Consider the following 1888-nt stretch of genomic DNA (forward strand, 5'->3'; position numbering starts at 1 on the left):
CGTACCCGCCGGCCCGGCCGGCCGGCGCGCGCGTCGCCGACCTCCGCGAGCGCCACGGCGCCCTGCCGCCGCGCACCCGGACCGGCGTCGCGGTGACCGTGAGCGGCCGGATCGCCAGCCGCCGCGATCACCGGGACGTCGAGTTCGCCACCCTGCGCGACGGGTCCGAGGACATCCAGATCCTGCTGGCGGGCGACCGCGCCACGGGCCGGCCGCGCGCCGCGTGGCGGGAGCTGACGGACCTGGGCGATCTGGTGGTGGTCGGCGGCGAGCTGGTCACCACCGGGAGCGGCGCACTGGCCGTGGGGGGGGGGGGGGGGTCGGGGGCCCGCGGCGCCGCCCGCCGGCCCCGCGGCCGCGGGGCCCCGCGGGGCGGGGGGGCGCCCGGGGGGCACCGGGGCCCGCAGCCGTACCTCGGCCCGCACCCCCCGGGCGCGGGCGATCCGCCACAGGGAGGCGGTCAGCGGGTCGTCCCCGACGAAGGCGGGCGCCCCGGCGGGGCGCCCGTCGGGCAGCCGGTAGGCGATCCGTACGGGCTGTACGGGGACCCGGGCGTCCAGGGCGGCCTGGAAGGCGGCCCGCCGGAAGGTGCCCCGGGCGCGCCCGCACCAGGTGCTGCCTTCGGGGAAGACGGTGACGCGGTCGCCGGCGAGCAGGGCGCCGGTGAGGGCGTCGACGGTGTCGGGGAGGGCGCGGATCCGGTCGCGTTCGATGAAGAGGGTGCCGTTCTGCCGGGCGAGCGGGCCGAGCAGCGGCCAGTGGCGGATGTCGCTCTTGGCCAGCATCCGGCAGGGCATGACGGCGGCGACGAGTGCGATGTCCAGCCAGGAGACGTGGTTGGCGACGATGAGCCGGCCGCCGGCCGGGCCGGGGTTCCCGTGCACGGTGAGGCGGAGGCCGAAGGAGCGGACCAGGGCGGTCGCCCAGGTCCGCACGAGCGCTCGGCGGGGGCGGTCGGGGAGCAGCCGGACCGGCTGGAAGCCCAGGATCCCGAGGAGGACCAGGGCTGCTGCGGCGGTGAGCCGGAGCACCGCGCGGGCGGGACTCGCGCTGTTCCCCTCGTGGCCGGCGCAGGCCTCGGGGGTACAGGGCGAGGTGGGCAGCCAGACGCTCATGCGGCCGGGACGAGCGAGAGGAAGTGCTTGAGGTAGCGGGGGTTGGTGCGCCGCAGGGAGAGCAGGACGTACAGGTCGGCGCAGCCGAACCCGGCGTCGAGGGCGGGCTCGCCGCACACCCAGGCGCCCAGGCGCAGGTAGCCGCGGAGCAGCGGGGGCAGTTCCGTGCGGGCGGGGAAGGTGATGCCTTCGGCGTTCCAGGGGAGGTGGGGGGTGACGCGGTACTCCTCGGGGGCGAGGTTGCGGGTGAGGACGCTCTCGCGGGTGGCGGCGGCCAGGACCCCGCCGTCGGCGAGGGGGATCGAGCAGCAGCCGGCGAGCCAGTTGTGGCCGGAGCCGTCCATGTAGCGGGCGAGGCCGGCCCAGATCAGGGCGATGACGGCGCCGTTGCGGTGGTCGGGGTGGACGCAGGAGCGGCCGACCTCGACGAGGTCGGGGCGGATCGGGGCGAGGGCGGAGAGGTCGAACTCGCCTTCGGAGTAGAGGCGGCCGGCGACGGCGGCGCGCTCGGGGGGCAGGAGCCGGTAGGTGCCGACGACCTGCACGGTCTCCTCCTCGACGACGAGGAGGTGGTCGCAGTACGCGTCGAAGGCGTCGGAGTCGAGACCCGGCTCGGGTCCGTCGAGGCGGGCGCCGAGTTCTCCGGCGAAGACCTGGTGGCGCAGGCGCTGGGCGGCGCGGACCTCGTCCTCGTTGCGGGCGAGGCGGACGGCGTAGCGGGGTGTGGTGGGGAGGGCTGCGGGTGCCGTGACGGGTGCGGCCGCGGGGACGGC

The 1888-nt window shown here is 77.6% G+C and carries 1 protein-coding gene and 2 pseudogenes; 1 reads left to right on the top strand and 2 read right to left on the bottom strand.

All coding sequences use genetic code 11. The features are described 5' to 3' along the window. Positions 1–98: 98 nt before the first annotated feature. Positions 99–233: pseudogene (locus tag ACFXA3_RS41930) on the top strand (hypothetical protein); the annotation flags it as partial. Positions 234–584: 351 nt separating this feature from the next. Here the strand turns inward: ACFXA3_RS41930 and ACFXA3_RS41935 are convergent. Both ACFXA3_RS41935 and ACFXA3_RS41940 read right to left on the bottom strand, forming a co-directional pair. Then, positions 585–1115: pseudogene (locus ACFXA3_RS41935) on the bottom strand (lysophospholipid acyltransferase family protein); the annotation flags it as partial. Continuing rightward, positions 1112–1888, bottom strand: a 777-nt coding sequence (locus tag ACFXA3_RS41940) for a GNAT family N-acetyltransferase (protein ID WP_385196676.1), incomplete at its 5' end; no start/stop codon positions are given. The gene ACFXA3_RS41940 and the pseudogene ACFXA3_RS41935, both read right to left, overlap by 4 nt.

Source organism: Streptomyces sp. NPDC059456 (genome assembly GCF_042750055.1).
Classification (GTDB): Bacteria; Actinomycetota; Actinomycetes; order Streptomycetales; family Streptomycetaceae; genus Streptomyces.